Annotated in this window: 25 protein-coding genes; 8 read left to right on the forward strand and 17 right to left on the reverse strand. The window is 63.2% G+C overall.

The features are described 5' to 3' along the window. Positions 1–125: 125 nt before the first annotated feature. Positions 126–635, forward strand: coding sequence for a flavin reductase family protein (locus ACWHXP_RS16870; RefSeq protein WP_034339252.1), 510 nt, complete (start codon positions 126–128; stop codon positions 633–635). Between the two features lie 93 nt (positions 636–728). Here ACWHXP_RS16870 and ACWHXP_RS16875 read toward each other — a convergent pair whose 3' ends face one another. After that, the gene (locus ACWHXP_RS16875; RefSeq protein ID WP_489624655.1) at positions 729–1,478 is read right to left on the reverse strand and encodes an OmpW/AlkL family protein; all 750 of its coding nucleotides are present in this window, start codon (positions 1,476–1,478) and stop codon (positions 729–731) included. A gap of 236 nt (positions 1,479–1,714) precedes the next feature. Here ACWHXP_RS16875 and ACWHXP_RS16880 point away from each other — a divergent pair, with 236 nt between their 5' ends. Next, on the forward strand, positions 1,715–1,849 hold the full coding sequence (locus ACWHXP_RS16880) for a hypothetical protein (RefSeq protein WP_276321816.1): 135 nt from the start codon (positions 1,715–1,717) through the stop codon (positions 1,847–1,849). 8 nt (positions 1,850–1,857) lie between these two features. Here ACWHXP_RS16880 and ACWHXP_RS16885 read toward each other — a convergent pair whose 3' ends face one another. From ACWHXP_RS16885 to ACWHXP_RS16925, 9 genes are all read right to left on the reverse strand, one after another. After that, positions 1,858–2,913, reverse strand: a complete 1,056-nt coding sequence (locus ACWHXP_RS16885; RefSeq protein ID WP_489635487.1) for an L-threonylcarbamoyladenylate synthase — start codon at positions 2,911–2,913, stop codon at positions 1,858–1,860. Positions 2,914–2,925: 12 nt separating this feature from the next. Next, the gene (locus ACWHXP_RS16890) at positions 2,926–4,131 is read right to left on the reverse strand and encodes a 5-(carboxyamino)imidazole ribonucleotide synthase (RefSeq protein ID WP_489624653.1); all 1,206 of its coding nucleotides are present in this window, start codon (positions 4,129–4,131) and stop codon (positions 2,926–2,928) included. After that, positions 4,128–4,625 (reverse strand): 5-(carboxyamino)imidazole ribonucleotide mutase, encoded by a 498-nt coding sequence (gene purE, locus ACWHXP_RS16895; protein ID WP_034331809.1) that lies wholly within the window; start codon positions 4,623–4,625, stop codon positions 4,128–4,130. The genes ACWHXP_RS16890 and purE overlap by 4 nt, the downstream gene beginning before the upstream one ends. A 12-nt stretch (positions 4,626–4,637) precedes the next feature. Beyond that, positions 4,638–5,534, reverse strand: a complete 897-nt coding sequence (locus ACWHXP_RS16900) for a phosphoribosylaminoimidazolesuccinocarboxamide synthase (RefSeq protein WP_489635486.1) — start codon at positions 5,532–5,534, stop codon at positions 4,638–4,640. A gap of 102 nt (positions 5,535–5,636) precedes the next feature. Next, a complete protein-coding gene (fba, locus tag ACWHXP_RS16905; protein ID WP_006461735.1) occupies positions 5,637–6,701 on the reverse strand; it encodes a class II fructose-bisphosphate aldolase in 1,065 nt (354 codons plus the stop codon). A 26-nt stretch (positions 6,702–6,727) separates the two neighbouring features. Continuing rightward, positions 6,728–8,161: a pyruvate kinase gene (pyk, locus tag ACWHXP_RS16910; protein WP_034331813.1), complete on the reverse strand. Its 1,434-nt coding sequence runs from the start codon at positions 8,159–8,161 to the stop codon at positions 6,728–6,730. Between the two features lie 189 nt (positions 8,162–8,350). Beyond that, positions 8,351–9,541: a phosphoglycerate kinase gene (locus ACWHXP_RS16915; protein ID WP_034331814.1), complete on the reverse strand. Its 1,191-nt coding sequence runs from the start codon at positions 9,539–9,541 to the stop codon at positions 8,351–8,353. Positions 9,542–9,663: 122 nt separating this feature from the next. Beyond that, the gene (locus ACWHXP_RS16920) at positions 9,664–9,987 is read right to left on the reverse strand and encodes an AzlD domain-containing protein (protein WP_489635485.1); all 324 of its coding nucleotides are present in this window, start codon (positions 9,985–9,987) and stop codon (positions 9,664–9,666) included. After that, positions 9,984–10,790 (reverse strand): AzlC family ABC transporter permease, encoded by an 807-nt coding sequence (locus ACWHXP_RS16925; protein ID WP_489635484.1) that lies wholly within the window; start codon positions 10,788–10,790, stop codon positions 9,984–9,986. The genes ACWHXP_RS16920 and ACWHXP_RS16925 overlap by 4 nt, the downstream gene beginning before the upstream one ends. A gap of 211 nt (positions 10,791–11,001) precedes the next feature. Between ACWHXP_RS16925 and ACWHXP_RS16930 the strand changes: the two genes are divergently transcribed. From ACWHXP_RS16930 to ACWHXP_RS16950, 5 genes are all read left to right on the forward strand, one after another. After that, positions 11,002–11,922 (forward strand): branched-chain amino acid transaminase, encoded by a 921-nt coding sequence (locus ACWHXP_RS16930; RefSeq protein WP_121043031.1) that lies wholly within the window; start codon positions 11,002–11,004, stop codon positions 11,920–11,922. A gap of 67 nt (positions 11,923–11,989) precedes the next feature. Beyond that, positions 11,990–12,190: a zinc-finger domain-containing protein gene (locus ACWHXP_RS16935; protein WP_008325571.1), complete on the forward strand. Its 201-nt coding sequence runs from the start codon at positions 11,990–11,992 to the stop codon at positions 12,188–12,190. Positions 12,191–12,258: 68 nt separating this feature from the next. Continuing rightward, on the forward strand, positions 12,259–12,693 hold the full coding sequence (locus ACWHXP_RS16940) for a YybH family protein (protein ID WP_489635483.1): 435 nt from the start codon (positions 12,259–12,261) through the stop codon (positions 12,691–12,693). A gap of 58 nt (positions 12,694–12,751) precedes the next feature. After that, complete coding sequence (locus ACWHXP_RS16945) at positions 12,752–13,744, forward strand: YheT family hydrolase (RefSeq protein WP_489635482.1); 993 nt, start codon at positions 12,752–12,754, stop codon at positions 13,742–13,744. Next, positions 13,737–14,342: a DUF2946 family protein gene (locus ACWHXP_RS16950; protein WP_489624649.1), complete on the forward strand. Its 606-nt coding sequence runs from the start codon at positions 13,737–13,739 to the stop codon at positions 14,340–14,342. Before ACWHXP_RS16945 ends, ACWHXP_RS16950 begins: the two co-directional genes overlap by 8 nt. Before the next feature lie 18 nt (positions 14,343–14,360). Here the strand turns inward: ACWHXP_RS16950 and ACWHXP_RS16955 are convergent, their stop codons facing one another. Beyond that, positions 14,361–15,905, reverse strand: coding sequence for a M48 family metalloprotease (locus ACWHXP_RS16955; RefSeq protein ID WP_134135467.1), 1,545 nt, complete (start codon positions 15,903–15,905; stop codon positions 14,361–14,363). A 147-nt stretch (positions 15,906–16,052) separates the two neighbouring features. Between ACWHXP_RS16955 and moaC the strand changes: the two genes are divergently transcribed. Then, positions 16,053–16,559 carry a cyclic pyranopterin monophosphate synthase MoaC gene (gene moaC / locus ACWHXP_RS16960; RefSeq protein WP_121043022.1) on the forward strand — a complete coding sequence of 169 codons (507 nt, stop codon included), beginning with the start codon at positions 16,053–16,055 and terminating at the stop codon, positions 16,557–16,559. Positions 16,560–16,657: 98 nt separating this feature from the next. On the opposite strand, the gene ACWHXP_RS16965 is transcribed toward moaC, so the two are convergent. The 6 genes from ACWHXP_RS16965 to recA all read right to left on the reverse strand — a co-directional run bounded on the left by ACWHXP_RS16965 (position 16,658) and on the right by recA (position 22,611). Further along, positions 16,658–17,164 carry a pilin gene (locus ACWHXP_RS16965; protein WP_039789165.1) on the reverse strand — a complete coding sequence of 169 codons (507 nt, stop codon included), beginning with the start codon at positions 17,162–17,164 and terminating at the stop codon, positions 16,658–16,660. A gap of 202 nt (positions 17,165–17,366) precedes the next feature. After that, positions 17,367–18,101 (reverse strand): TerC family protein, encoded by a 735-nt coding sequence (locus ACWHXP_RS16970; protein ID WP_489624648.1) that lies wholly within the window; start codon positions 18,099–18,101, stop codon positions 17,367–17,369. Positions 18,102–18,282: 181 nt separating this feature from the next. Next, entirely contained in the window at positions 18,283–19,164 is an 882-nt protein-coding gene (gene sucD, locus ACWHXP_RS16975) for a succinate--CoA ligase subunit alpha (protein ID WP_489635481.1), read from the reverse strand. A gap of 100 nt (positions 19,165–19,264) precedes the next feature. Beyond that, complete coding sequence (gene sucC, locus ACWHXP_RS16980; RefSeq protein WP_121043016.1) at positions 19,265–20,425, reverse strand: ADP-forming succinate--CoA ligase subunit beta; 1,161 nt, start codon at positions 20,423–20,425, stop codon at positions 19,265–19,267. A 522-nt stretch (positions 20,426–20,947) separates the two neighbouring features. Next, positions 20,948–21,412 carry a recombination regulator RecX gene (gene recX, locus ACWHXP_RS16985; protein WP_121043014.1) on the reverse strand — a complete coding sequence of 155 codons (465 nt, stop codon included), beginning with the start codon at positions 21,410–21,412 and terminating at the stop codon, positions 20,948–20,950. A gap of 149 nt (positions 21,413–21,561) precedes the next feature. Next, positions 21,562–22,611 (reverse strand): recombinase RecA, encoded by a 1,050-nt coding sequence (gene recA, locus ACWHXP_RS16990; protein ID WP_034341268.1) that lies wholly within the window; start codon positions 22,609–22,611, stop codon positions 21,562–21,564. Positions 22,612–22,765: the final 154 nt, after the last annotated feature.

A 22,765-nucleotide genomic window follows, 5' to 3' on the forward strand; every position in this document is an offset into this window, starting at 1 on the left:
AAGCCATCCAAGCCCAGCCCGCACGGCAAGACTGCGCGCGATCCGTTATCATGTGCATCTCCGCGCATTGACCGGCTGGCCGCAAGGTGCAGGCCGCAGCGCTTCGACCTCCAAGCAGACTCCCGATGCACACACGCTTTCCCCGCGCCGAAGCGCGTCAGTTCGACGCGGCGCATTTCCGCCAGGCCCTGTCGCAGTTCGCCACGGGCGTCACCGTCATCACCACGCGGCTGGCCGATGGCAGTCTCCTGGGACTGACCGCCAGCTCCTTCAATTCGGTTTCGCTGGATCCTCCACTCGTGCTGTGGAGCCTCGGTACACGCGCCAACAGCCTGCCGGTGTTCTCCGGCAATTCGCATTACGTGATCAACATCCTCAGCGCCGAGCAGGCGCATCTGGCGCAGCAATTCGCCAGCAAGATGGAAAACCGCTTCGAAGGCGTGGCCTACACGCTCTCGCGCACCGGCCAGCCGATTCTGGATGGGGCCTCGGCCTGGTTCGAATGCCACAACCGCAGCCAGTATCCGGAAGGCGACCACGTCATCTTCGTGGGCGAGGTGGAACATTGCGAAGTCGACCCGCAGGCCGCGCTGGTCTTCCACAACGGCCGGTTCACGAAGACTGAGGCTTTCTGAACAGCGCGTCTGCTGTGCTTTGAGGCAGCTGCCCAAAAGAAAATGGCACCCGGATTGCTCCGGGTGCCATTTTTTTGCAGCAGTGTTCAGGTCTTAGAACTTGTAGCCCACCGACAGGAAGCTGACGATCGGGTTGATCGTCAGGCTGGTGCTCGAGTGCGTCGTGCCACCTGCTGCAGCGGGCAGCTCGGTGGTGATGTCGGCATTGGTCTTGAGCGGGATGTAGGACACGGACAAGCCCACGGACCAGTTCTTGTCGAAGTTGTAGTTGGCACCCACGGTCAGCACCGGGGCCCACGACGAGCTCAGGGCGGCACTGGACTTGGCGCTGGTGACGGCACCATTGGTGTACTTGCTGGAGATGGTGCGCTGGAAGTTGTTGCTCAGTTCGATGTTGTCATACCAGACATAGGTCACGCCGGCACCAACGAAGGGGCGGAAGGTGCTGTTGGCATCACCGAAGTGATACTTCGCGACGATCGCCGGACTCCACTGCTTGGCCTGTCCGATCTGACCCACACCGGCCAGCGTGCCGGTACCGTCAAGCTTGAAGGTCGGCGGAATGCCCAGGTCGGCGGTCAGCGAGACGTTGTCCGTCAGGAAGTGAGTGAAAGCGATGCCCAGGGTATCGGCGCTATTGACGGTTGCGCCGGAACCGGGGATCGGACCAGCGCCAGGACCGTCGTTCTTGCGCAGGGTTTCGCTGGAATCCTGGGGTGCCAGATGGAACCAGCCGAGATTGATGATATTGCTGCCCGCGGTCTGCGCCATGGCCGGTGCAGCGCACGCTGCCATCACGGACAATGCGGCGAGTTTGGGCAGGAAGGAAAATTGTTTTTGCATTGCTGTCTCCAAGAGTTGCGGGCAGTGCCCGGATTTTTTATTCCCGATGTCTGGCGATAGACGGGATTGCTGTCACGGCTGGTTACCGTTTTTCATTATTCAACGTAATCCTGCGTAACTGGTCCGTACGTGGTTTTTACGCTGACGAAACAAAAAGAACGCGCGTGCTATTCGGTGGAGATACTATGCCAGCTTTGTCACATTTTGTATAGAACATGTGAAGAGCACGATAGTGCATGTCTGCTTTTGGCAACCGCGTACTGACTGGCGAGTCAGTACTGGCGCAGCAGAACGGGGGCGTGGAGGAAGTACAAAGCGACGACTTGTCCCTGGCAGGTCACTGGCTGAGCGGACGAGCGAACTATGGTTGAGCTGCCGTTCAGCCCTGAAGCAGGCGCGCCAGCAAACCCTGCGAATCGAAAGCCGCGCGGCGCAGGCGGTCGTTGACACCTTGCCAGTCTGCACTGAGGGGCAGGGACTCCACCACGATGAGGTCTGCGCCTGCATGGTCCATGTCACGCAGGGCGGCATAGAGATCGTGGGCATAAGCATCGGCAGTGAGTGGCATGGGCCGGATCACCGTCACGCCGGGCACACCATCACCCCGGAATTCGCGCTGGATCAACGCGACCTTCTGACCGATGCCAGCCAGCTTGCCCAGGAGCGCTGGCAGCTCGGCCGACGCAACCTGCACCACCGGCGTATGCGGTGCGTAGTGCGCATCGAGCGTACCTGATGCGCGCGGTGCGGTGGCGTCGGGCGTCGCCAGCGGCACACCCAGCACGGCAGCAATACGATCCGCGCTGATCTGGCCGGGGCGCAGCAGCACCGGGCCATGGGTCTCGATGCGGGACAGGTCGACGATGGTGGACTCGATGCCCACTTCGCTCTGTCCGCCGTCGAGCACATAGTCCACCGGGCTGTCGGCATCGCTGCCGAATTCCTCGCGCACGTGCTCGGCGGTGGTGGGGCTGACGTGTCCGAACTTGTTGGCCGAGGGACCGGCGATGCCGCCCTTGCCGCCACGGAATTCGCGCAGCAGCGCTTGCGCCACCGGATGCGAAGGGCAGCGCACGCCCACCGAATCCTGGCCACCGGCCACGGCATCGGGAATGTGCGCCGCGCGCTTGAGGATCAGCGTGAGCGGACCCGGCCAGAACGAGGCAATCAGGCGCCGCGCTTCCACAGGTACCGACGCGGCCCAGTAGCCGATATCGGCTTCCGGTGAAACGTGCACGATCACCGGATGATTGGCAGGACGTCCCTTGGCCGCATAGATGGCAGCAATGGCGGCCGGATTTTCGGCGTCACCGCCGAGGCCATAGACGGTCTCGGTCGGGAAGGCCACCAGCCCGCCCTGCTCCAGCTTGCGCGCGGCGTGCATGATGGCCGCGACGTCGATGGACACAATGGAAGAAGCGCGCTTGTCGTTCATCGCCGGCCTCGCTTACAGCGTGATGCCGAGGATGGCGCAGGCGGCTGCCAGCTGGCGCTGTGCATCGGCCAGCGTGGCGCCGGTGAAAGTGACATGGCCCATCTTGCGGCCACGGCGCGCTTCAGCCTTGCCGTACAGGTGCAGGTGCGCACCGGGCAGTGCCAGCACCTGATCCCAGGCCGGTTCGCGCTGGGCGTCCGTGTCATCCTCGTACCAGACATCGCCGAGGATGTTCAGCATCACCGAGGGCGAATGCTGGCGCGTATCGCCCAGCGGCAGGCGCGCCATGGCGCGGGCTTGCTGTTCGAACTGGCTGGTGACGCAGGCATCGATGGTGTAGTGGCCGCTGTTGTGCGGACGCGGGGCCATCTCGTTGACTACCAGCGCGCCATCGTCCAGCACGAAGAATTCGATGCACAGCACACCGACATACTGCATCGCGCCGATGATCTGCAAAGCCGCCTGCTGCGCACGCGCAGCGGCATCGGCCTTGATGTTGGGACCGGGCACGGTGGTGGTGAAGAGGATGCCGTCACGATGCACGTTCTCGGCAATCGGATAGACCACGGCCTGGCCATCATGGCCGCGCGCCACCAGCACCGAGACTTCATAGGCCAGCGGCAGCATCTTCTCCAGCACGCAGGTCACGCCCTTCATGGCGGCGAAAGCGGCGCGCACCTCGTCGACAGTGCGCACGCGCACCTGGCCCTTGCCGTCATAACCCATGCGGGCCGTCTTGAGGATGCCCGGCAGCAGCTTGGCATCGAGACCATCGATATCGGCCTCGCTGTTGATCACCAGGTGCGGAGCCGGCAGCACGCCGGACTGCGATCCACACTCGGTGAAGAAGGCTTTCTCGGCAGTACGGTCCTGCGCAATCGAGACGCCGGAAGCCGCGGGTGCCACGAAGGTCTGTGCCGCCAGGGTGGCCAGGCTCTTGGCCGAGACGTTCTCGAACTCGGTGGTGATGGCCGCACACAGCGCCCCCAGTTCGGCCAGCGCCGCACCATCGTCGTAGGCGGCGTTGATGAGGCGGTCCGCCACCTGCCCGGCCGGGCAGTCGGCATCGGCTTCCAGCACGGCGACCTTGAAGCCCATGCTCTGCGCCGCGTGGGCGAACATGCGGCCGAGCTGGCCACCGCCCATCACCCCCAGCCAGGTGGCCGGAGTGGTCGAGGGAACGGCGGGACGAAGGGTGGAGGCGGACTGCTGGGTCATACAGGCAACTTCATGTCGAGGGCGACTTGCGTCTGGGTCTTGCGGAAGGCTTCCAGCTTTTCAGCCAGGGCCGCGTCGGTGGTGGCCAGCATGGCGATGGCCGACAGCGCCGCATTGGCGGCACCGGCTTCACCGATGGCATAGGTGGCCACCGGAATGCCCTTGGGCATCTGCACGATGGACAACAGCGAATCCTCGCCACGCAGATACTTCGAAGGCACCGGCACACCCAGCACCGGCACGATGGTCTTGGCGGCGATCATGCCCGGCAGGTGCGCGGCACCGCCGGCACCGGCGATGATGGCGCGCAGGCCGCGCGTGCGGGCGCTCTCGGCGTAGGCGAACATCTGGTCCGGCATGCGGTGCGCGGAGATCACCTGGGCTTCGAAGGGCACGCCAAAGTCCTTCAGGATGGCGACCGCATTCTGCATCACCTCCCAGTCGGAGGACGACCCCATGACCACGCCGATCAACGGTTTGACAGTATCGTTCATGTCCGGTCCTCGTCAGTCCTTGAGCTTCTCGCCGGTCAGGCGTTCCAGCGCCTCGCGGTACTTGGCACCGGTCTTTTCGATCACATCGGCCGGAAGCGCCGGTGCCGGCGGGGTCTTCTGCCAGCCCTCGACGGTTTCCAGGTAATCGCGCACGAACTGCTTGTCGAAGGACGGCGGCGAGATGCCGACCTGGTAGCTGTCCGCCGGCCAGAAGCGCGAAGAGTCTGCAGTCAGCACTTCATCCATCAGGTGCAGCACGCCGTTGTCATCCAGGCCGAATTCGAACTTGGTATCGGCGATGATGATGCCGCGCGTGGCCGCGTAGTCAGCGGCTTCCTTGTAGAGCTGGATGGCGACGTCGCGGATCTTGTGGGCCAGTTCGGTGCCGATGCGCTTTTCGGTTTCTTCAAAGCTGATGTTTTCGTCGTGTTCGCCCAGGTCGGCCTTGGCGGCCGGGGTGAAGATCGGCTGTTCCAGCTTGGAAGCCTGCTGCAGGCCTGCCGGCAGCTTGATGCCGCAGATCGCACCGGTGGCCTGGTAATCCTTCCAGCCGGAACCGATGATGTAGCCGCGCACCACGGCTTCCACCAGGATGGGTTTCAAGCGCTTGGCCACCACGGCGCGTCCGCGCACCTGCTCCGCTTCGGTCGGGCTCACCACGGACTCGGGATCGACGCCAGTCAGGTGATTGGGCACGATGTGGCCCAGCTTCTCGAACCAGAAATCGCTCATCTGGTTCAGGACCTTGCCCTTGCCGGGGATCGGTTCGTTCATGATGACATCGAAGGCCGACAGGCGATCGGTGGTCACGATCAACAGCTTGTCGTCGCCGACGGCGTAGTTTTCGCGGACCTTGCCTGTGCCCAGCAGCGGCAGGGAAGTGATCGAGGATTTGTAGAGACTGCTCATGGTGGTCTTCTCGTAAAGTCAAAAACCGGAACCGCCATTTTCAGGGCGATTCCGGTCGGTGGGGCCTTGCGTCCGGCGTAGGCCGTTCAGCGGCTTGCGTGCTTACTGGACGATCTGTGCCAGTTCGCCGCTCTTGTACTTCTCGGCGATCTTTTCCAGCGAGACCGGCTTGATCTTGCCCGCCTGGCCTTCGCAGCCGAAGGACAGGAAACGTGCCTTGCAGACCAGCTTGGCGGCTTCGCGGGCTGGCTTCAGGTAGTCGCGCGGGTCGAACTTGGACGGGTTCTCGAACAGGTAGCGGCGGATCGCACCGGTCATGGCCAGGCGGATGTCGGTGTCGATGTTGATCTTGCGCACGCCGTGCTTGATGCCTTCCTGGATTTCTTCGACCGGCACGCCGTAGGTTTCCTTCATGTCACCGCCGAATTCGCGGATCTCGGCCAGCAGTTCCTGCGGCACCGACGAAGAACCGTGCATCACCAGGTGGGTGTTGGGGATGCGGGCGTGGATTTCCTTGATGCGATCGATCGCCAGGATGTCGCCGGTGGGCTTGCGCGAGAACTTGTAGGCACCGTGCGAAGTACCGATGGCAATCGCCAGTGCGTCGCACTGGGTGGCCTTGACGAAGTCGGCAGCCTGGTTCACGTCGGTCAGCAGCTGTTCGCGGGTCATGGTGCCGTCAGCACCGTGGCCGTCTTCCTTGTCGCCCTTCATGGTTTCCAGCGAACCCAGCACGCCCAGTTCGGCTTCGACCGTCACGCCGATGGCGTGCGAGAACTCGACCACCTTGCGCGAGACTTCGACGTTGTACTCGTAGCTGGCCACGGTCTTGCCGTCGGCTTCCAGCGAGCCATCCATCATCACGGAGGAGAAACCGGACTTGATGGCCGCCATGCAGACCGCCGGCGACTGGCCGTGATCCTGGTGCATCACCACGGGGATGTGCGGATAGGCTTCCACGGCCGCCGAGATCAGGTGGCGCAGGAAGGCTTCGCCCGCGTACTTGCGGGCACCGGCGGAGGCTTGCATGATCACGGGCGCGCCGACTTCATTGGCGGCTTCCATGATGGCAGTGACCTGCTCCAGGTTGTTGACGTTGAACGCCGGCAGGCCGTAACCGTTTTCGGCGGCATGGTCCAGCAGTTGACGCATGGATACGAGAGGCATGATGAAAACTCCAGAACGATGAAAAATCAGTACTCGCCAACGCGCAGAATCTTCAGCGCATTGGTGCCGCCGACCTGGCCGATGGGCTCGCCCCAGGTCACGACGATCAGGTCACCCTTCTGTACCACGCCTTGCGCCAGCAGCAGATCCTGGGCGCCCTTCAACATGGCTTCGGTGTCGGGCGCCTGGGCCAGTTCCAGCGTATGCACGTTGCGGAACAGCGAAGCCTTGCGGCGCGTGGCGACATTGGGGGTGATCGCAAAGATCGGGATATCGATGTTGTGACGGCTCATCCACAGCGCCGTCGAACCGGATTCGGTGAGCGCAGCGATGGCCTTCACGCGCAGGTGGTGTGCAGTAAACAGCGCGCCATAGGCGATGGACTGGTCCACGCGGGTAAAGCGCAGGTTCAGGAAATCGGCGTCCAGCTGCACGTTCTCGGAGCGCTCGGCTTCCAGGCAGATGGCCGACATGGCTTCCACGGTTTCCACCGGATACTTGCCGGAGGCGGTCTCGGCCGAGGTCATCACGGCATCGGTGCCATCCAGAACGGCGTTGGCCACGTCCGAGACTTCGGCGCGGGTCGGCACGGCGTTGACGATCATGGACTCCATCATCTGGGTCGCGGTGATGGTCAACTTGTTGGAGGCGCGCGCCATCTTGATCATGCGCTTCTGCAAACCCGGCACGGCGGCATTGCCCACTTCCACGGCCAGGTCGCCACGGGCCACCATGATGCCATCGGAGGCATCCAGGATTTCCTGCAGCAGCGGGATGGCTTCGGCGCGCTCGATCTTGGCGATCATCATCGGCTTGTGGCCGAAGGGCTCACCGGCGACGTTGGACAACTGGCGCGCCATTTCCATGTCGGTGGCGTTCTTGGGGAAGGACACGGCCACGTAATCGGCCTGGAAGCTCATGGCGGTCTTGATGTCGTCCATGTCCTTGGCGGTCAGCGCCGGTGCGGACAGGCCGCCACCCTGGCGGTTGATGCCCTTGTTGTTGGACAGCTCGCCACCGATCTTGACCACGGTGTGGATCTCGTTGCCCATCACGCGTTCGACCTTCAGCACGATCAAGCCGTCGTTCAACAACAGCACGTCGTTGCCCTTCAGGTCGCGCGGCAGTGCCTTGTAGTCCAGGCCCACCCGTTCCTGGTTGCCCATCTGGCAATCGGAATCGAGGATGAACTTGTCGCCGTTGGCCAGCATGATCTTGCCATTCTCGAACTTGCCCACGCGGATCTTGGGACCTTGCAGGTCGGCCATGATCGCGACCTTCTTGCCGCATTCGTCGGCCACTTCGCGCACGAGGGTGGCGCGGTCGATGTGGTCCTGCGGCTTGCCGTGCGAGAAATTGAGACGCACGACGTCAACGCCGGCGCGGATCATGCGGGTCAAAGTGTCACGGTCGCTGGAAGCGGGACCGATGGTGGCGACGATTTTTGTTGCTCTGGACATGAATACCTTCTGGTTGCGACTTGGTGATAGAAGCCCGCTGCCCGGCCCGATGCAGGGCCGATCAGGCGGAGAGCTTCCGCCCCGAACGCGCGTCTCGGACGCGTTCATCATTGGTGGTGCTACAGACTCAGAATTCGGATGGAACAGCCGGGCGCTGCGCCCGGCAACAGGGCGCAGCGCCGGTCATGCTTATTGCGCGCGTTGCAGCAGGATCTCGACAGCCGGCAGGGTCTTGCCTTCCAGGAATTCCAGGAAAGCGCCACCACCGGTGGAGATGTAGCCGACCTTGTCGGCAATGTTGTACTTGGCAATGGCGGCCAGGGTATCGCCGCCACCGGCGATCGAGAAGCCGGACGATGCCGCGATGGCCTTGGCCAGGGTTTCGGTGCCACGGCCGAACTGGTCGAACTCGAACACGCCCACCGGGCCGTTCCAGACGATGGTGCCGGCGCGGCCCAGCTGTTCAGCCAGGACGGCAGCGGTCTGGGGACCGATGTCGAAGATCATGTCGTCGTCAGCCACATCAGCAGCCGCCTTCACGGTGGCTGCAGCGGTCGGGGAGAATTCCTTGCCCACCACGACGTCCGTGGGGATAGGTACCGAAGCGCCGCGCTTGGCCATCAGTTCGATGATGGCCTTGGCGTCGTCCACCAGGTCCGGCTCGGCCAGGGACTTGCCGATCTTCAGGCCGGCCGCCAGCATGAAGGTATTGGCGATGCCGCCACCGACGATGAGGTTGTCGACCTTCTCGGCCAGGGTCTTCAGGATGGTCAGCTTGGTCGAGACCTTGGAACCGGCCACGATGGCCACCAGCGGACGGGCCGGCTGGTTCAGGGCCTTGCCCAGCGCATCCAGCTCGGCGGCCAGCAGCGGGCCGGCACAGGCGACGGGGGCAAACTTGGCCACGCCGTAGGTGGTGGCTTCGGCGCGGTGCGCGGTACCGAAGGCGTCATTGACGTAGATATCGCAGAGCTTGGCGATCTTTTGCGCCAGCTCGTCGCTGTTCTTCTTTTCGCCCTTGTTCAGACGGCAGTTTTCCAGCAGCACGACCTGGCCGGGCTGCACGTCCACGCCATCGACCCAGTCGGCGACCAGCTTGACTTCACTTCCCAGCAGCTCGGAGAGGCGCTTGGCCACCGGGGCCAGCGAATCTTCGGGCTTGAACTCGCCTTCGGTCGGACGGCCCAGGTGGGAGGTCACCATCACTGCAGCGCCTGCCTGCTGGGCATCGCGAATGGCCGGGACCGAAGCGCGGATGCGGGTATCTTCGGTGATGTTGCCGGCATCATCCTGCGGGACGTTCAGATCGGCACGGATGAAGACGCGTTTGCCTTGCAATTGCTTGGCGGAAATCAAATCGCTCAGTCGGTTGAATTTCATAGGGTGGAATTCGAAGAAGGGGGCGAAAAACGCCGTATTTTACTCCAGCCTGACCCGCTCCTGACGGCTTTTTGGCAGCCTCAACAACATCCGGAGCGCATCCTGGCGCTCTGCGCGAAACTTCATAGCAACCAGCGCAGCAGTGTAAAGAGTGACATTCCTGCCACAATAGTTCCCAAAAGATGACGCGTTGCCGCAAAGAAAACGCCGGCACCGATGCCGGCCAGCAACTTCGGGTTGGCCAGGCTCATCTCGATGGCCCCGCCTGAAGTCACCAGATCCGGGAAGATGATGGCCGCCATGGCCGCTGCCGGCGCGTAGCTCAGGGCATGCTTGACGCGCGGCGGCAGCTTGACCGCATGGCCGAACAGGAAGAAGCCGCTGCGGGTGACGATCGTGGAGATGGTCAGCAGCACGATGGCGCCCCAGACATACCAGTCGCTCATGCCGTCGCCTCTGCATCGCCGTCACTGCCGCTGCCGCTGCCGGGCAGCAGCTTGTCGGCCAGCATCGCCGCCGCCATGCCCAGCACCATGGCCAGCAGCAGGCCCAGCCGGTACGGCAGGTCCAGCGCCAGCACCGCCACCGTACCCGACACAACCACCCCGGCCAGGGCCGGCAGGCTGCTGGTCATGGGGATCATCACGGCGATCAGCGCCAGGGTGCCGGCAAAGCCGATATTCCAGCTTTCCGGAATCTGGCTGCCGAGGAGGATGCCGATGGTCGCGCCGAGCTGCCAAGCAACCCAGCCCGGATAGCAGATCGCCGCAAAATAACCGATCTTGCCGGCAGGTTGATGAAAAGTAGACGGAGGATAGCGCTGCGGAAAGAAGGCCATCGAGATATCGCCATTGAAGAAGCCGTACCAGACCCGGCGATACCAGGGCAGGTGTTCGAAATGCGGTGCCACGGCCGCCGAGAAGATCACGAAGCGCAGGTTGACGATCATGGCGGTGAAGAACACCACCAGCAGCGGCACTCCGGCCGCCAGCAGGGGCAGCGCCGCGAACTGGGCCGACCCGGCATAGACCAGCAAGCTCATGCCCAGCGACTGGTAGATCGTCAGCCCCGACTTGACCATGGCCATGCCCGAAACCATGCCCCAGGCCAGCACGGCGGGAATGGTCGAGGCACTGGCGCGCCAGCCTTCCTGGAAGGCTTCCTTCTCGATGCGGCGGGCAGCGTCAGGGTCGTGCGCGGGGGGATTGCTCCCGGCCCCTGATCGGTCCTCGCCTGTCTCCTTCTGCATTTGTCTTCCGTGGGCGATTGAAGAAGCGGCCGGCCGCAGAGGGTCGGCGCGCGTGATGGTGTGTGCATTTTCACTCAGGCCTTTCATTCTACAGATGAAAGTTTTTACTCGCGTGAATCCGCTAGAATGGTGCTCTTTGTTCAGTTCGATTTGTCAGAACGGAACAATCCATTTCGGGAAGTTTGCATTCACCGCACACAGGGAGACCACCATGTCCATGGCTGACCGCGACGGCAAGATCTGGAAGGACGGCGCGCTGATCGATTGGCGAGACGCCACCATTCACGTACTGACCCACACCCTGCATTACGGCATGGGTGTCTTCGAAGGCGTGCGCGCCTACAAGACCGCGGAAGGCACGGCCATTTTCCGCCTGAAGGAACATACCCAGCGCCTGTTCAACTCGGCCAAGATCTTCCAGATGGAAGTGCCGTTCGACCAGGCCACCCTGGCCGAGGCGCAGTGCCAGGTGGTGCGCGAGAACAAGCTGGAATCCTGCTACATCCGCCCGCTGATCTGGATCGGCTCGGAAAAGCTGGGCGTGTCCGCCAAGGGCAACCAGATCCACGTGGCCATCGCGGCCTGGCCGTGGGGGGCCTACCTGGGCGAAGACGGCATCAACAAGGGCATCCGCGTGAAGACCTCTTCCTTCACCCGCCACCATGTGAACGTCTCGCTGGTGCGCGCCAAGGCCAGCGGCTACTACATCAATTCCATCCTGGCCAACCAGGAAGCGCTGGCCGATGGCTACGACGAAGCGCTGCTGCTGGACACGGACGGTTATGTCTCCGAAGGCTCGGGTGAAAATGTCTTCATCGTCAAGAACGGCAAGATCTATACTCCCGACCTGGCCTCCTGCCTGGATGGCATCACCCGCGACGCCGTGCTGACCATGGCGCGCGACCTGGGCATCGAGGTCATCGAAAAACGCATCACCCGCGACGAGATGTATTGCGCCGATGAAGCTTTCTTCACCGGCACCGCCGCCGAGGTCACGCCGATCCGCGAACTGGATCGCCGCGTCATCGGCAACGGCGGCCGTGGCCCCATCACCGAGAAGCTGCAGACCCTGTTCTTCGACGTGGTCTCGGGGCGGGCCCCGCAGTACAAGCACTGGCTTACGCTGGTGTGAGGCGCCGCCGGATCAGCGCAGATTTTCACGTAACAACTTCAGTCAATTGCAAGCAACGGAGAACAAGATGAGCCAAGCTCAAGCATCGCAGGGCGTGATCCTGCTCGAAGGCAAGGACCTGCCGGCCCACTGCCCCAACCCCAGCATGTCGGCCTGGAACTCGCACCCGCGCGTGTTCCTGGAACTGGACGCGCACGGCGCGGCCAAATGTCCGTACTGCGGTACCCAGTACCAGCTCAAACCCGGTACCGTGGTCAAAGGCCACTAACATCGAGCTTTCGCACCAGACACGAGAGGGCCCACAAGGCCCTCTTTTCATCTGATCCGGAGATTGTCATGCCCCGCAACAAACTGATCCATGGTTCGCCCGATGAAATCGAAGCTGCCTACTACGACGCCCTGGCCCGTGCCGACCTGGACGCGCTGATGGACCTGTGGGCCGATGACGAGGAAATCGTCTGCATCCACCCCGGCGCACAACGCCTGGTCGGCCACGCAGATATCCGCGCCGTATGGGAAGACATCCTTTCCAACGGCGGCCTGCACATCCGCCCGCGCCAGTTGCACGCCACCCAGAACATGATGACCGCCGTGCACAGCGTGGTGGAAGACATCGACCAAGGCGGCGACCCGCAGCAGGATGTGCACGTCATCGCCACCAACGTCTACCTCAAGACAGCCCTGGGCTGGCGCATGGTAATGCACCACGCCTCGGTCGCACCCGGCGCGGCACCGGTGGAGCCGGTGATCAGCGGGGCCATGCTGCATTGACGGCGGCCTGATTTATCCACAGGCGCTTGCGCCATCCGATTCCGAGCAAGGCTGCACCATGCTTTACATACCGCCCCGCTGGCTTCCCGGCGGCCATCTCCAGACCATCTATCCGTCCACCTTCCTGCCCAAGCCGAAGGTGGCGTTCCGGCGCGAGCGCTGGGAAGCGCCCGATGGCGACTTCATCGACATCGATTTCGTCGACGGCCAGCCGGGACGGCCGCTGCTGGTGCTGTTCCACGGGCTGGAAGGCTCTTCCGACAGCCACTACAGCCGCGCGCTCATGGCCGAGGTGCAGCGGCGTGGCTGGCATGGGGCGATTCCGCATTTTCGCGGCTGCTCGGGGGAGATCAACCTGGCGCCGCGCCTCTATCACTCGGGCGACACCGCCGAGCTGGACTGGATCATCCGCCGCCTCAAGCTGCGCCAGCAAGACCTGGCGGCCACGCACCTGTATGCCTGCGGCGTCTCGCTGGGTGCCAATGCCCTGCTGCGCTGGCTGGGCGAATCCCAGCACGAGGCCGAGATTGTCGACGCCGCCTGCGCGGTGTCGGCCCCGCTGGACCTGGCCGGGGGCGGTGCGGCGCTGGCCAGTGGTTTCAACCGGCTCTATACCTGGGTGTTCCTGCGCACCATGCGGCCCAAGTGCCTGGCCAAGCTGGACCAGTTCCCGGGCCTGTTCGACCGCGAGGCCCTGCTGTCGGCGCGCGATCTCTATGCCTTCGACAACGTCGTCACCGCGCCCCTGCACGGCTATCGCAATACCGACGACTACTGGGACCGCGCCAGCGCCAAGCACATCCTGCACGACATCAGCGTGCCCACGCTGGTATTGAATGCGCAGAACGATCCTTTCCTGCCGGCGCGCCACCTGCCGCGCTCGGCGGCACCGGAAGTGCTGCTGGAATATCCCGAACAGGGCGGCCATGTCGGCTTTGCCGCAGGCGGGCCGCCGGGCAGCCTGGCGTGGCTGCCGCAGCGGCTGCTGCATTTCCTGGAAGGTAAAGCGGAAAGCGCCTTCGTGGCCCGCGCGGAGTTGGCCCATGGATGAGATCGTCCGCCAGGCCATGGCCCGTTGGCCCAACGTGCCGTACTGCTTCGGCTGGCTGCGGCTGGATGCGCGCGGCCAATGGCGCATGCGCGACGAAAGGGCACAGCAACTGGAACTGCCCGGAGACCCCATCCGCCACCCTGCCCTGCTGGCCTTCATCGACCGCAACTACGCCTGCGACGATAGCGGCCGCTGGTACTTCCAGAACGGGCCGCAGCGGGTGTACGTGGATCTGGAGTGGATGCCGCATATCCTGCGGACCGAGCCGGGCGCGGATGCGCTTGTGCCCTCCCTCATCCTGCATACCCAGGCCGCGGTGGAACAAGTCGATGCCGCCTGGATGGATGAACGCGGCCGACTCTACCTGCGCAGCGGCGAGATCATTGCCGGCGTCGATGACCGCGACCTGGCCACCCTGCTGCCCTGCCTGCATCACGCCGGGCAAACAGATGAAGAGGCCCTGCTGCGCTGGCTGGAGGGCGCTGAGGATTTGACACTTTCCTTCACCTGGAACGGGCAGGACCTGCCGCTGCAACGCATCGCCAGCGATCAACTGGAACAAACTTTCAGATTCGTCTGTAGCCCCCGTCCCGCCTGACTTTCCGGCAGGCAGGGGTCAGCGGTCTTTGAGCTCCTTCTGCTCATCCTTCCAGCGCGCCTTCCATTCGCGCTCGCGCGCATCGATCTGTGACTGGTCGTAGAAAGTCGCATCCGGTGCCTTGCGGGCAATCCCCAACTGATCGATGGCCGCCAGCAGGCTGCCGTTGAGTGCATAGGATTCGGCCAACGCCAGATGCTGCAGGGCCTGCTTGCCCTGCGCGGCGTAGACCTTGGCCAGCAGCTGCTGCACCTGGGCATCCGAACGATACAGCTGCGCCTGGTCGCGCAGGTAGCCCACGGCCTGGTCGTAGCGGTTGGCGGCGATCAGGGCATCGGCGTACTGGCGCGCGACGCTGCGCGAGATCGGGTATTGCTGGCGCATGCTCTCCGCCACCTGCAGCGCCTGCTGGGTCTGCTTGCGGGCGATCTTGATGTCGATGTCGAGACTGCCGAAGAAGATGCCGGTCTTCATCGGGATGGCCGCTTCCTGGGCCTCCTTCAATGCGGCCTCGGCCTGCTCGAAGCGGTTCTGGCGGTAGTAGGCGAAAGCCAGGCCATACTTGGCGGCAGCCGTCATCAGCTTGGTATTGCCTTTGGCCTGGTCGGTGAATTTGGCGACGTTGTCGCGCAGGCCCTGCACGCCGTCATTCTGCAAGACCTGGGTACGGGCGCGCGCCAGCTGGAATTCCGGGTTGTCCACGCGCTGCTTGTAGCGCTGGTCGCGGATGCGGGCCTGGATGTCGGCGATACGCTCGGTGGTCAGCGGGTGCGTCATCAGGTAAGGCGGCACGGCATCGCTGTAATTGCGCGAGGCCGTCTGCAAGCGGCCGAAGAAGGTCACCATGCCCGACGGATCGAAGCCGCCATCACGCATGATCTGCAGGCCGATGCGATCGGCCTCGCGTTCGGCATCGCGGCTGAAGTTGAGCTGGCGCTGCACGGCCAGGCCAGTGCCGCCCATCATGGTAGCCATGGCGGCATCGCCACCGGCCTTGGACACCCCGGCCAGCGCGCCCAGTACGATGGCCGCCAGCTGGATCATGGAATTCTGCTTCTGCTGGCCCAGCATGCGGGCGATGTGACGCTGCGCCACGTGGCCGATTTCGTGCGACATCACGCCGGCCAGTTCGGATTCCGACTGTGCCGCCAGCACCAGGCCGCTGTTGACCCCGATGAAGCCGCCCGGCAGCGCGAAAGCGTTCAGCATGGGATCGCGCACCATGAAGAACTGGAAATCGAAGCCAGCCTCGCCGCGCACCTCAGGATGAATGGAGACCAAGTTCTGGCCGAAATTGTTGAGGTATTCCGAGATCGGGCCATCGTCGACATAATCGCGGTCAGTGCGGATGTCGCGCATGATTTCTTCGCCCAGCTTGCGCTCCATCAGCGGCGACAGGCCTTCGCGTTCGGTATCGCCCAGGGTCGGCAGGCCTTGCGCCACGCCGGGATGCGGCAACAGCGTCAAGGGAGCGGCCGGCAGCAGCAGGAAGGTGGCACTGAGCGCACGCATGAGCAGGCGGCGCAGGGGGCGGCGGGAAAGTTCAGGGACGGTTCGTTGCATGGACCCAGTCATCGATGGCAGACACATGGTGAAAGCAAGACAGCGGCGGCGGTGCAGTCGGTGCACAGCTCGGCGCTGGCGGCAAGCCGCAGGCTGCCTGCTATGATACCCGCTCCTTTCCCTTCATTTCATCATCAGCGAACCAGCATGAGCACATCCGGCGACTCCGCGCCCAACGGCGGCCTCACCCATTTCGACCAGGGCGGACAAGCGCACATGGTCGATGTCGGCGGCAAGAACGAGACCCATCGCGTGGCGCTGGCCACCGGCGTGATCCGCATGCAGCCGGCCACCTTGGCCATCATCGAATCGGGCACGGCCAAGAAGGGCGACGTGCTGGGCATCGCCCGCATCGCCGCCATCATGGCGGCCAAGCGCACGGGCGACCTGATTCCGCTGTGCCATCCGCTGGCCTTGACGCATGTGTCGGTGGAGTTCGAGACCGATGCGGCCAGTTCTTCCGTGCGCTGTACCGCGCGAGTGGAAACCTTCGGCAAGACCGGGGTGGAGATGGAAGCACTGACGGCCGTGCAGGTCGGGCTGCTGACCGTCTACGACATGAGCAAGGCGGTCGACAAGACCATGGTCATGACCGATATCTGCGTGACCGAAAAGCGCGGCGGCAAGAGCGACATCAGCATGGCGCGCCCTTGAGGCGGGAAGCTGCAGCAAATTCACCTGTGGACAACACCAATGACAAACGCGCCCGAGGGCGCGTTTTTTCATGCTGCATCCGCTGCTGCAAGCATAGATCAGCCGCGGCAGTTGGCCGGTGCAAACTTGGCCGGGAGCGTACCGGCAACGAAGCCGGTATTGGCCGTAGCCCCTTCGGGCGTGGCCGCCTGCTTCACATCCTTGGCAGCGCATTGCCACTGGATGGTACCGGAGGTGATGGTCGGGGTCAGCGTGAGCGTGCCGCCGTCGCCCACACGCGGGCTGTAAGTGATGGTGATGACACCGCCCACGCCGCGCTTCTCCATCGGCGAGACTTCGATCTTGCTGACGTTGTCGGTCGGAGTGAAGGCCGGCAGGCCCAGTTGCGCCACGGTGAAGACGCCGTTGTTGGAGCTGATCTGCTCGGTCACGGCCAGCTTGTAGGGTTCGGCCAGGTTGAAGCCTTCCGAGACGCGCGCGCGGGCGATGTAGTCCTGGTATTGCGAGGCGCCCAGCATCGCAAGAATGCCGACGATGGCCAGCGTGACCATCAGTTCGAGCAGGGTGAAGCCTTGTTGGGGGCGACGGGTGACGACGGGTTTCATGGGATCCTCGTAAAAATGAAAAGGGCGTTGCCAGTATCGGCAGCGCCGGTCATGCGTACCAGCGAAAAAATTGCAAAGCTATCAGGTTTGTCGTGCTGCGGCGCTGACCTGGCTCAAGCATGGCCGGGTATCGGGCGCTGCGGCACCGGTTCTGGTGTGCAGCGTGTCGGCCATCCCCATGGCCTGCACGCACCTTTGCCGCTCAGACGGCCGTTTTCTGGCGCTCCTGCTTTCGGCGCTTGAGCGTCAGGCCGGTCAGCACCACACCGAGCGCACCGACCAGGCCGGGCAGGCTCAGGTGCACCGCAGCGCCCGGCAACACGAATTCGGTGTCGCCAATGAAGCCCTCGATCCAGCCCTGTACCGCGACATCGCTGAAGATCATGCCACCGGCGATGTAGCCCAGCAAGGCTGCACCCAGGGTGACGATGACCGGGAATTTCTCCATCAGCTTCAACACCAGGGTACTGCCCCAGACGATGATGGGGATGCTGACCACGATGCCGAATACCACCAGCAGCAGCTGGTGCTCACCGGCCGCTTGCTCAGCGGCGCTGGCGATGGCGATCACGTTGTCCAGGCTCATCACCAGGTCCGCCACGATCACGGTCTTGACGGCGCCCCACAGGCGGTCGCTGCCGTTGATGTCGGTGTGCTCATCGTCTTCGTTGAGCAGCTTGATGCCAATCCACAGCAACAGGATGCCACCGATCAGCTTGAGGAATGGCAACTGCAGCATCGTCACGGCGAAGGCGATCAGGGCGATGCGGATACCGATCGCACCCACCGTGCCCCAGACGATGCCCTTCATGCGCAGCTTGTCGGGCAGATTGCGGCAGGCCAGGGCGATGACGATGGCATTGTCGCCACCGAGCAGGATATCGATCAGGATGATCTGCGCCACGGCGACCCAGTTCAGGTTGGCCAGGAATTCCATGCATGTCCTCTTGGAAAAACAGCGCCTCGGATCGGGCGCATGGCTGGAAGACCGCGTTATGCGCGGTTAGTGCCTCCCATCGGGACGGCTTGCCAGAAATGACATGGGGAGCCGGAGCTCCCCATGCTGGTCTTGCGGTACTGCTTTACTGCCGTGGCTGAGCGAGTCAGCCCGTGGTCAATTACAGCACCGACTTCAGCAGACGGCCCATTTCGGACGGGTTGCGGGTGACCTTGATGCCGCACTCTTCCATGATGGCCAGCTTGGCTTCAGCGGTGTCAGCACCACCGGAGATCAGGGCACCTGCGTGGCCCATGCGCTTGCCCGGGGGCGCGGTCACGCCGGCGATGAAGCCAACCACCGGCTTCTTCATGTTGTCCTTGATCCAGCGTACAGCGTTGGCTTCGTCAGGACCACCGATTTCACCGATCATGATGACGGCGTCGGTGTCCGGATCGTCGTTGAAGGCCTTCATGACGTCGATGTGCTTCAGACCGTTGATCGGGTCGCCACCGATACCGACGGCGGAGGACTGGCCCAGGCCCAGGGCGGTCAGTTGGCCCACGGCTTCATAGGTCAGGGTGCCCGAGCGGGAAACCACGCCGATGCGGCCCTTCTTGTGGATGTGGCCGGGCATGATGCCGATCTTGATTTCGTCCGGGGTGATCAGGCCGGGGCAGTTCGGGCCCAGCAGCAGGGTCTTGGAACCGGCCTTGGCCATGCGGTCCTTCAGGGCCAGCATGTCACGCACGGGGATGCCTTCGGTGATGCAGATGGCCAGGTCCAGCTCGGCTTCGACGGCTTCCCAGATGGCAGCAGCAGCGCCGGCGGGCGGCACGTAGATCACGGAGACGGTGGCGCCGGTGGCGTTCTTGGCTTCGGTGACGTTGGCATAGATGGGGATGCCTTCGAAGTCTTCACCGGCCTTCTTCGGGTTCACGCCTGCGACGAAGGCATTCTTGCCATTCGCGTAGTCGCGGCACATGCGGGTGTGGAACTGGCCGGTCTTGCCGGTGATACCTTGGGTGATGACCTTGGTGTCTTTGTTGATGAGGATCGACATTTCTCTTCCTTGACTGTGATGCCTGCGCCGCGGGCGGCGCCTGGGCTGCAATCGCTTGCAGCCGGCGGCTCGCGCCGCGCAGGCTTGCGTGTTGGGTTACTTACTTGGCAGCTGCCACGACCTTTTGGGCGGCTTCTTCCATGGAATCGGCCGAGATGATCGGCAGACCGGAATCGGCCAACAGCTTCTTGCCCAGGTCTTCGTTGGTGCCCTTCATGCGGACCACCAGGGGCACCTTCAGTGAGACGGCCTTGGAAGCCGCGATCACGCCTTCGGCGATCACGTCACAGCGCATGATGCCGCCGAAGATGTTGACCAGGATGGCCTTCAGTTCGGGGTTCTTCAGCATGATCTTGAAGGCTTCGGTGACCTTCTCGGTGGTGGCGCCGCCGCCCACGTCCAGGAAGTTGGCCGGCTCGCCGCCGAACAGCTTGATGGTGTCCATGGTGGCCATGGCCAGGCCGGCACCGTTGACCAGGCAGCCGATGTTGCCGTCCAGGGAGATGTAGGCCAGGTCGAACTTGGAAGCTTCGACTTCAGCCGGATCTTCTTCGTCCAGGTCGCGGTAGGCGACGATTTCCGGGTGACGGAACAGGGCGTTGGAGTCGAAGTTGAACTTGGCGTCCAGGGCGATGACCTTGCCGTCGCCGGTCAGGATCAGGGGGTTGATTTCAGCCAGGGATGCGTCGGTTTCCCAGTAAGCCTTGTACAGGCCTTGCAGGTTCTGGCGAGCAGCCGGGATCGATGCGGCAGGCACGCCGATCTTGGCAGCCACGTCGTCGGCTTGGGCGTCGGTCAGGCCATCGATCGGGTCGATGATGACGTTGTGGATCTTTTCCGGGTTGCTGTGGGCAACTTCTTCGATGTCCATGCCGCCTTCGCTGGAGGCCATCAGGACGACCTTCTGCGAGACGCGGTCGGTGACCAGGGAAACGTACAGTTCCTTCTTGATGTCCGCGCCTTCTTCGATCAGCAGGCGACGCACCTTCTGGCCTTCAGCGCCGGTCTGGTGGGTGATCAGCTGCATGCCCATGATCTGGTTGGCGTACTCCTTGACCTGCTCGATGGACTTGGCCACCTTCACGCCACCGCCCTTGCCGCGGCCGCCTGCATGGATCTGGGCCTTGACGACCCACACCGGGCCGCCGAGCTTCTGGGCAGCCGCTTCGACTTCGTCGACCGACATGCAAGGAATGCCGCGCGGCACGGTTACGCCGAACTGGCGCAGGATTTCTTTACCCTGATACTCATGGATTTTCATGGGAGCTTCCCTTTAGACACTGAATGAATGAAACTTGCCGGATTGAAATTCGGAAGCCGGCATTGAGCCGGCCGACCAGAAAGCAGACTGCAACCCGCAGGCGGGGGTCGCATCCGTTGCCGGATGGAGTCGGGCGCAGGCGTGAGCTGCGCGGGTTGCGAGTGAATTCGTCGAATTGGGCATATGCATGCCGTCTGCTTTAGTTGGTCTGATAGTCGAAACGCACCAGCTTGCGCCGAAGCGTTCGCATTATCCATTCCTGCTCCTGACGTGGGCCTTGCACCGTTGCGCCGTTTTAACAAACCGGCAACACGCGGTATCTCCTCAGGCTTGCGCGCCGCAGCAAAAACTTCCGAATTCTAGCACACGACAAACGGCCTGTTGGCCGGTAGCGCTAACACCGGGCGCAATGCGCAGGAATTACCATCGGGCAGGACAAAGCCGCACGCCGGTGGGAGATTTCGAGGAAAACGCGGGAAAAATGTGCTTGGCCGGGCCGGCCCTGCTGGATGCAGCTTGGGTTCAGGCGGATTCTTCGTCGTCGGCCCAAGCGGTCTGGAAGGCTTCGCGGATGCTGCGATGGGAAAAACCGCGCTGCTGGAGGAAGCGCATCTGTTTGGCGCGGGTCTCGGCATCCTCGGGCGGTGCGGCGTACTTGCGGCGCAGCACCTGCGCGGCACGCTCGCCCTCCCCGGCGGCCAGATCGGCCTTCAGTTCGGCGATGGCTTCACCTTCAATGCCATGGCCGTGAAGTTCGGAGATGATGCGCTGATTGCCGTAGCGCGCCGAGCGGCGATGCACGAGCGATTCGGAAAAACGTTCCTGGGAAAGAAAACGGGACTGCTCCAGCCATTGCAGGAGCTCTTCGATGTCATCGCCCTCTTGCGCGTAAGGGGCAAGCTTACGCGCAAGTTCCTGGCGACTATGCTCACGTGAAGAGAGATATTTGAGCGCCCTTGCTTTCAGGCTGATCGGCGGTCTTGGCATGTTGCGAACTTGCTGTACTGCGGTATTGCCTCCCCCTGAGACCGCCAACACAGCACGGCACCAGCGAGATAAACAAGCCACCATCACGACACCCAGGGCTCAGGCAAACCCTGTCGCCACGATGGCGCTTGAATCCTTTAAGCGCGGATTCAGGAAGCCTTGGCTTCCGCTTCGCCACCGGCCAGTTCCGGCACGCCCAGGGCGACACGGACCTTGTTCTCGATCTCGCGAGCCAGCTCCGGATGTTCCTTCAGGTAGTTACGGGCATTGTCCTTGCCCTGGCCGATGCGCTCGCCGTTGTAGCTGTACCAGGCACCGGACTTCTCGACCACCTTGTGTTCCGAACCCAGGTCCAGGATCTCGCCTTCGCGGGAAGTGCCTTCGCCATACAGGATGTCGAAGTGGGCTTCGCGGAACGGGGGCGCAACCTTGTTCTTGACGACCTTGACCTTGGTTTCGCTGCCGATGACTTCATCACCCGACTTGATCGAACCGGTGCGGCGGATGTCCAGGCGCACGGAAGCGTAGAACTTCAGCGCGTTACCGCCGGTGGTGGTTTCCGGGTTGCCGAACATGACACCGATCTTCATGCGGATCTGGTTGATGAAGATCACGGTGGTGTTGGTGCGGTTGATGCTGCCGGTGAGCTTGCGCAGCGCCTGCGACATCAGGCGGGCTTGCAGGCCCGGCAGGGAATCGCCCATGTCGCCTTCGATTTCAGCCTTGGGGGTCAGCGCGGCCACGGAGTCGACCACGATCAGGTCCACCGCACCGGAGCGCACCAGGGCGTCGCAGATTTCCAGGGCTTGTTCGCCGGTGTCGGGCTGCGAGATCAGCAGGTCGTTCAGGTTCACGCCCAGCTTTTGCGCGTAGGTGACATCCAGCGCGTGCTCGGCGTCGATGAAGGCGCAGGTGCCGCCCAGCTTCTGCATTTCGGCAATCGATTGCAGGGTCAGGGTGGTCTTGCCCGAGGATTCCGGACCGTAGATTTCGATCACGCGGCCGCGCGGCAGGCCGCCGATGCCCAGGGCGATGTCCAGGCCCAGGGAGCCGGTGGACACGGACTGGATTTCCTCAGCGATGACGCCATCTTCCATGCGCATCACCGAGCCCTTGCCAAACTGCTTTTCAATCTGTGCCAACGCGGCGGCCAGCGCCTTGCTCTTTTCAGAGTTGTTCGCAGCTTTTTTGTCGTCCATAAATCTCTCTCGGCAAAATGTCGTGAAGACGGGTGTCAGGGGGAGTCTTGCTGATGTTGCTTGAATGTTGCTCACGGTGGCTGGCCATCGCTGGCAGGCCGCGGGTGTTGCCCGGGGGGCAGTGGATGACCGCCCCGATAGAGCGATACTGTAT

The organism is Herbaspirillum sp. Her2 (genome assembly GCF_057961375.1).